Source organism: Streptomyces sp. NPDC054961 (assembly GCF_053609145.1).
Window position 1 is genome coordinate 197,630 of record NZ_JBSGWY010000001.1, and the last position, 7,176, is coordinate 204,805.

General features: G+C 74.8%; 5 protein-coding genes. 2 read left to right on the forward strand and 3 right to left on the reverse strand.

Going from position 1 to position 7,176, the window contains the following annotated elements:
- Positions 1–4: 4 nt before the first annotated feature.
- Positions 5–385: a VOC family protein gene (locus ACWF9Z_RS00890; protein WP_453596053.1), complete on the reverse strand. Its 381-nt coding sequence runs from the start codon at positions 383–385 to the stop codon at positions 5–7.
- Positions 386–427: 42 nt separating this feature from the next.
- Entirely contained in the window at positions 428–2,344 is a 1,917-nt protein-coding gene (locus ACWF9Z_RS00895) for an ABC transporter ATP-binding protein (protein ID WP_453596055.1), read from the reverse strand.
- A 138-nt stretch (positions 2,345–2,482) separates the two neighbouring features.
- Here ACWF9Z_RS00895 and ACWF9Z_RS00900 point away from each other — a divergent pair, with 138 nt between their 5' ends.
- The gene (locus ACWF9Z_RS00900; protein WP_453596057.1) at positions 2,483–4,561 is read left to right on the forward strand and encodes an AMP-binding protein; all 2,079 of its coding nucleotides are present in this window, start codon (positions 2,483–2,485) and stop codon (positions 4,559–4,561) included.
- 24 nt (positions 4,562–4,585) lie between these two features.
- Here ACWF9Z_RS00900 and ACWF9Z_RS00905 read toward each other — a convergent pair whose 3' ends face one another.
- Positions 4,586–6,460, reverse strand: coding sequence for a GNAT family N-acetyltransferase (locus ACWF9Z_RS00905; protein WP_453596058.1), 1,875 nt, complete (start codon positions 6,458–6,460; stop codon positions 4,586–4,588).
- Between the two features lie 104 nt (positions 6,461–6,564).
- Between ACWF9Z_RS00905 and ACWF9Z_RS00910 the strand changes: the two genes are divergently transcribed.
- Positions 6,565–6,987, forward strand: coding sequence for a DUF350 domain-containing protein (locus tag ACWF9Z_RS00910; protein ID WP_356650627.1), 423 nt, complete (start codon positions 6,565–6,567; stop codon positions 6,985–6,987).
- The last annotated feature ends 189 nt before the right edge of the window (positions 6,988–7,176 follow it).

Consider the following 7,176-nt stretch of genomic DNA (forward strand, 5'->3'; position numbering starts at 1 on the left):
CGGGTCAGCTGCCGGGCGCGGTGCGCGCAGTGGTCTGCTGCACCGCCCAGCCGTTGCCGTCCGGGTCGCTGAAGTAGACGAAGGAGCCCCAGGGCATGTCCTCGATCTCGGTCACCTCGATCCCCCGGCCCTTGAGATCGGCGAAGGCCTCCTCGATGTCCGCGACCACGACCTGCAGATTGTCCAGGGAGCCGGGGGTCATCCGGGTCAGGCCCCTGCCGATCGCGATGGAACAGGCCGAGCCCGGTGGGGTCAGCTGGACGAACCGGATGTCCTCGCTGACGGTGACGTCATGGTCGGCGTGGAAACCGAGGCGTTCGTAGAAGGCCTTGGCCCGGTCGACGTCGGTGACCGGGACGGCGACCAGTTCCAGTTTGATGTCCATCGGCTGCTCCTCGTCGTGACCGCGGCGGACTGCCTGTCGGCATCATCCGCCGGACGCGGTCGGCGCGCCGCCCGGGACGGTGTCGGCGCGCGGCGTGTCGGCCGGTGAGAACTGCGTGCGGTACAGCTCCTCGTAGCGCCCGCCCGCCGCCAGCAGTTCGGTGTGGGTGCCGCGTTCCACGATCCGGCCCTCCTCCACCACCAGGATCAGGTCGGCGGCGTGCACCGTCGACAGCCGGTGGGCGATCACCACGGCGGTCCGGCCCGCGAGGGCCTCGCCGAGGGCCTCCTGGACCGCGGCCTCCGAGGTGGAGTCCAGATGGGCGGTGGCCTCGTCCAGAATCACCACCCGCTGCCTGGCCAGCAGCAGCCGGGCGATCGTCAGCCGCTGGCGCTCGCCGCCCGACAGCCGGTAGCCGCGCTCGCCGACGACCGTGTCGAGACCGTCCGGGAGGGAGGCCACGAGACCGTCCAGCCGCGAGCGGCGCAGGGCCTCCCAGATGTCCTCCTCCGCCGCGCCGGGGCGGGCGAGCAGCAGGTTGGCCCGTACCGACTCGTGGAAGAGGTGGCCGTCCTGCGTGACCATGCCCAGGGTTTCGCGGATGGAGTCGGCGGTGAGGTCCCGTACGTCGATCCCGGCGAGGCGGACCGCGCCCGCGTCGGCGTCGTACAGCCGGGGCAGCAGCTGCGCGATCGTCGACTTGCCGGCGCCCGACGAGCCGACCAGGGCGATCATCTGGCCGGGCTCGGCGCGGAAGGACACCTCGTGCAGCACCTGCGTGCCACCGCGGGCGTCGAGGGTCGCGACCTCCTCCAGTGAGGCGAGCGAGACCTTGTCGGGGGAGGGGTATCCGAAGGAGACCCGGTCGAACTCCACCGTCACCGGACCGTCCGGGACCCGCCGGGCGTCCGGCTTCTGGGAGATCAGGGGCTTCAGGTCGAGGATCTCGAAGACCCGCTCGAAGCTGACCATGGCGCTCATCACCTCGACCCGGGCCCCGGCGAGCGCGGTCAGCGGCGCGTACAGGCGGGTCAGGAGCAGCGCGAGGGCGACGACGGAGCCCGCGTCCAGGGTGCCGCGCAGGGCGTAGTAGCCGCCGAGCCCGTAGACGAGCGCCAGGGCCAGGGCCGAGACGAGCGTCAGGGCGGTGATGAAGGCCGACTGGGCCATGGCCGTGCGGATCCCGATGTCCCGGACCCGGGCCGCCCGCGCGGCGAACTCCGCCGACTCGTCGGCCGGCCGTCCGAACAGCTTCACCAGCGTCGCGCCCGGCGCCGAGAACCGTTCCGTCATCTGCGTGCCCATCGACGCGTTCAGCGCCGAGGCCTCCCGCTGCATCGAGGCCATCCGCGCGCCCATCCGGCGGGCCGGGAGCACGAAGACCGGCAGGAGCACGAGGGCCAGCAGCGTGATCTGCCAGGAGATGCCCAGCATCACGGTCAGGGTCAGCAGCAGCGTCACGGTATTGGCCACGACACCCGACAGGGTGTTGCTGAAGGCCCGTTGGGCGCCGATCACGTCGTTGTTGAGGCGGCTCACGAGTGCGCCCGTGCGGGTGCGGGTGAAGAAGGCCACCGGCATCCGCTGCACGTGGTCGAAGACCGCTGTGCGCAGATCCAGGATCAGGCCCTCTCCGAGCGTGGCCGACAGCCGGCGGATGAGCAGGCCGAGGGCCGCCTCGGCCACCGCGATCAGCGCGATGAGCAGGGCGAGGCGGGTGACGGTGCCGGGCTCCCGGCCCTCGACGATCGCGGTGACCACGCGGCTCGCGAGCACCGGAGTGGCCACCGCCAGCAAGGCGGTCACCACGCTGAGCAGCAGGAACAGCGTCAGCCCGCGGCGGTGCGGGAGGGCGAATGCGGCGATCCGGCGCAGGCTCGCCCGTGAGAGCGGGCGCCGTTCCTGCTGGGCGTTGATCGCGCTGTGCAGCGAGGTCCAGGCGGTGACTTCCATGTCCATGCGCCGAACGCTACGACCTCAACCAAACTAGAGGTCAAGGGAGGGGGGCTGCTCACTCCGATGCCCGGCCAACTCCCGCTCGAATGAGGTATTTTCCGCACCCTCGTACGCGATCGCGCCCGCTGGCATCATCGGTCCATGACGCAGGGATCAGAGTCCGCGCCCTCCCGCCGGCGTACCGCCGACACCGTCCTGTCCCGCTTCGAGCGGTGGGTGCGGGACACCCCCGGCGCCCAGGCCGTCGTCGCCGGACCGCAGGGCCTCACCTACCGGCAACTCGACGCCCGCGCGAACCAGTTGGCCCATCACCTGCTGGACGCCGCACTGCCCGGGCGTGCGGTCGTGGCCGTGGGTGCGGCCCGGTGGGCCGAGACCCTCGTCGCCCTCCTCGGCGTCCTCAAAGCCGGCGCCGCCTGCGCCGTCGTCGACGTGGAGAACCCGCGCACCGGGCAGCGGCAGCTCGCCGCCGCCGCCCCCTTCGCGCTGCTCACCCACGCCGCGCACCAGGCCCGCCTGGACGACGGCCGCGGACTGCGGGTGATCCGCCTCGACGAGGAGGCCGCCGCCCTGGCCGGGCGCCCCACCGAACCACCGGCCCGCTCCCCCCAAGAGGGCCCGGCCGCCTGCCTGTTCACCGGGGGACCGGACCACCGGGCCGTCGCCATCGGCCATGACCTGCTCCTCGCCGCCCACGAGGGCTGGGCCGAAGTGGCCGGGCCGGCACCCGGGGAACGGCATCTGATCACCGCCGCCCCGGACCTCACCGCCTTCGCCGCCGGCTGGCCCCGGGCCCTGTGCACCGGGGGCGCCCTCGTCCTGCCCGACGGCCCGCACTGGACGGACCGGGCGATCCGGCGTGCGGTGGAGGACGAACGCGTCACCGTCCTGCACACCGATCCCGGCACCGCCGCCCGGGTCCTGACGCACGACCGGGCGGCGCTCGCGGCGCGGACCCCGCGCCGCCCTGACGAAGCCCTGCGCTCCCTGCGCATGGTCACCGTCACCGGCGAGCGCCTCTACCTCGACGAGCAGTCCGCCCTGCTCGCCTGCCTGCGCCCCGGTGCCCGTCTGCTGAACGTCTACGGGACCACCGAGTCCGCGGGCGTCGGCACCTGGTTCGAACTCCCGCACCTGCACGGCCCGTTGGACGAACCGGAACGGCTCTCGCTGATCGGCACCCCCTTCCCCGGCTGCCGGGTGGAGATCCGCGGCGGGGAGATCCACCTGACACCCCCCGGCGGCGGCGACGCGATCGGGACCGGGGACCTCGGGGCCCTGCGCCCCGACGGGCTGCTGGAGTTCGGCGGCCGGATCCGGGACCGGCTCACCGTGGACGGCAGCCCCCTCGACCCGCACCCCGTGGAGTCCGCGATCCGGACCCACGCGGGCGTCGGCGCCGCCGTCCTCGCCCAGGTCCGGGGCGGCGGCACGGGGAAGAACGCGCGGCCGGTGCTGCTCGCCTACCTCGCCCCGCCGGCCGAGGAGTCCGGCCGGCCGCCGGGATCCGACCTCCCCGACAGCGGGGAACTGCGCCGGCACCTGGCGGGCAGGGTCCCGGCGGACAGCATGCCGCGCGCCGTGGTCCGGCTGCCCCGCATTCCCCGGGACCGGGCCGGCCGTGAGCAGCGGACCGTGCTCCCCCTGCCCGCGCAGCGGGCCGAGGACGCGCGGACCGCCGGCGGTAGGGGAGGCGCGGGGGGAGCCAAGTACACGGCGGCGGGACCGGGTTCCGGGACGGCCGCCGTCGTCTTCTCCGGTCTCGTCGCGCTGGTGGTGCCGGGCGTGCTCCTCCTGGTCCTGACCAAGACCCTGTGGCCGGGATCCACCGACCTGTCCGGTGTGCCGAACCCGTACGCGACGCTCTTCTTCCTCCTCTACGCGGCCGAGGCCTGCGCGTTCACCGCCGGCGTGCTCTTCCTGTTCGCCGGCCGCTCCCGGATGCGCCGCCACGGTCGGCGCGGTCCGCGCATCACCGCGGCCGCGCACGTGGCGATCGTCTACCTCCTGGCCGCGTGGTGGCCGCAGGACAACTTCTACCGGCTCGCCGCCCAGCGGGACTGGCCGGTCCAGGCGGCCCTGGTCTACGCCTTCAACATCCCCTTGATGGCCGCCGCCGGGATCGTGGCCCTCTACGTCTCCCGCCCGCCGGCCGGCCCCTTCGACTTCGCCTCCGACACCGGCTCCGACACCGGCTCCGGGGCGGACTCCACCGACTGAGCCCGCCGCCCGCCCCGCCCCCGCTCACCGTCCCGCGCGCACCGGCCCGCCGAACGCCGCCCCACCGAACACCGGCCCCTCGAACATCGCCCCGACGGACAGGGCCTCCGCCCGCACCAGCCGCTCGGCCGCGTCCAGCGCACCCCTGCCGGTCGCGGCCACCAGCACGCCCATCCAGGGCGCCGGTTCGAAGGCGGCGGTCGGGATGGCGGGCACGAACACGGCATCGAGCTCCGCGCAGCGTCCGGCCAGCCGCTCGCAGAACTCGTCGAAGGCGGCCTCCGGCAGCCGCGCGCCCAGCTCCACCCGGTCGCAGATCCGTACGAGGTGCCCCGCGCCCCGCAGTTCGTCGAGCCGGGCCGCCACCATGAACGCGACGGCCGGCCCGGTCAGGCGCAGGTTGGTCTCGGTCGGGGCGAGCCGTCCCGTGCCGTCGACGACGAAGTCGACGTCGAACCAGCCCCGGTAGCCGGCGGCGGACAGCTCCCGGCCCACCGCCGCCCCGAAGCCCAGCAGCGGTTCCCGCGCCCACCCGGGCACCACCCCGGGACCCACCGTCGCCCCCCGGTACCCGCCGTCCGCCACGTCCATCACCGCCCCGCCGACCTCGTGCACCCGGCCCGCCGCGTCCACGAACCCGTCGTACGTGAGGTCGCGCGGCTCCTCCCGGTCCGCCGGAGCGGATACGTACTCCTCCACCAGCAGCGGCCCGCGCGGGAGGGTGCGCAGCAGGGCCCGGGCGCCGCCCGCGTCCCGGACCCGTTCCGGGGTCACCACCGTGGTGCCCGAGCCTCCGACACCGTGCTCCGATTTGAGAACGGTGCTCTTCCCCGCCCCGGCGCGCGCGGCCAGCAGCCGGACCGCCGCCCGCCGGGTGTCCGCCCGCCACTGGGCCGGCAGCACGATCCCGGGATGCCCGCCCGCCGCCAGGATCCGGCCGAACAGCCCGTGCGCCCGCGCCTTCGACTCGTACCGCAGCTCCCGCGGCCGCCACGGCCGGCCCGCCAGCCGTGCGAAGGGGGCGGTCAGCCCCCACGGGACGAGCGGCAGACCGGCCCCGGTCAGCCGTGCGGCCAGCGCCGGCCGGGACCGTACGAGGTCGCAGAGCCCGGCATCCCGCCCCGCGATCCCGTCGTACACCTCCACCGCCACCCCCGCCTTCAGGGCCGCCCCCGCCTCCGCCCCCTCCTCGGCGTCCTGGTTCCAGCCCAGCCGGCGGCCCACCAGGCCGACCCAGCCCGGGGGCACCGCGCGCGGCAGCACCAGCGCCGCGGGTCGCGGGCTGTAGAAGGCGGCCAGGCAGGCGTAGTGGTGCGCGGCCCGCTGGTCCCGGCCCAGGGAGGGGTCGGCGAACTGCCCGTTGTACTCGGCGACATTGCCCAGGTGTACCGCGGCCCCGCCGCCCGTCCAGGCCCGCGCCCAGTCGGCCAGGAGCACGGGCGCCACTTCGAAGCGGACCAGCCCGGCGGGAGCGCCCGCGTCCGCCCGGACCGCTCCCATGGCCCGGTAGAAACCGGCCGCGTGCGGATCGGCGTCGATCAGCAGCCGGCGGAAGCCGAGCCCGGCGGCGCGCCGCAGGACGTCCCGGTAGAGCCGGCGACCGGTTCCCCGCCCGATGGCGGCCGGTTCCACGAACAGCAGCCCCAGCCGCCCCACCGGAGGCTCCCCGTCCAGGGAAGCGAGCCCGAGCACCGCCCCGCTCCCTCGCCCGGCGTTCCCACCGGTCACGTCCTCGGCGACCACGATCCGCCGCCCCTCGGGATCCCCGGCCCCGATCCGCAACTGCGGCGCGCACGCGGCCAGGAACGGGGCGTCGTACCCCCAGTGCGCCTTCGACCGCATGACCAGGCCCGACAGCCACTCGGCCTCCCCGGCCCGCGCGGGCCTGAGCTGTGCCATTTCCCGGCCTCCCCGTGTTCCGGCGGCACCGCGTGCGATAGATTCGGCCACCGCGACGACAGGGCACGCGACGTACTTCCTACCCACCCGGAGACGGCTTCTCAATGAGCGACATCATCAACGGACTTGGCCGCACCACCGCATTCGGCGGCGTCGGTCTGGTGCTGCTCATCCTCGGCATCGTGCTGGTGGACGTGCTGACCCCCGGCAAGCTGCCGAAGCAGATCTGGGAAGAGCGCAACCGCAACGCCGCCCTCCTGCTCAGCTCCGCGCTGCTCGGCATCGGCGGCATCGTCTTCACCTCGATCTGGACGACGTACGACGACTTCGGCAAGGGCCTGCTGTCCACCGCGGCCTTCGGCGTCCTCGGCCTCGTTCTGATGGGGGTGGCCTTCCTGGTACTGGACCTGGTGACCCCGGGCAAGCTCGGCGCCATAGTGGTCGACCCCGAGCCGCACCCCGCGGTGTGGGTGACGGCCTCCTGCAACATCGCCGTGGCGGCCATCGTCGCCGCCTCCATCGCCTGACCGCTGGACGGAACAGGGCGGAGCGGAACGGGCAGGACGGGACAAGACCAGAGCAGGGCACGACGAGAGCCGGGGGGGGCCCCCCCCGGGGGGGGGCGGGGGGGGGGGGGGGGGGGGGGGGGAGCCGAGCCCGAGACGCGCGGCCGCACACCGCACCGCGCGCCACCCGGCACCGCCCGCCCCCTCGCG

Coding starts and splice junctions, on each gene's coding strand:
- ACWF9Z_RS00895 (WP_453596055.1), bottom strand. CDS start 2,344: ATGGACATGGAAGTCACCGCCTGGACCTCGCTGCACAGCGCGATCAAC.
- ACWF9Z_RS00900 (WP_453596057.1), top strand. CDS start 2,483: ATGACGCAGGGATCAGAGTCCGCGCCCTCCCGCCGGCGTACCGCCGAC.
- ACWF9Z_RS00890 (WP_453596053.1), bottom strand. CDS start 385: ATGGACATCAAACTGGAACTGGTCGCCGTCCCGGTCACCGACGTCGAC.
- ACWF9Z_RS00910 (WP_356650627.1), top strand. CDS start 6,565: ATGAGCGACATCATCAACGGACTTGGCCGCACCACCGCATTCGGCGGC.
- ACWF9Z_RS00905 (WP_453596058.1), bottom strand. CDS start 6,460: ATGGCACAGCTCAGGCCCGCGCGGGCCGGGGAGGCCGAGTGGCTGTCG.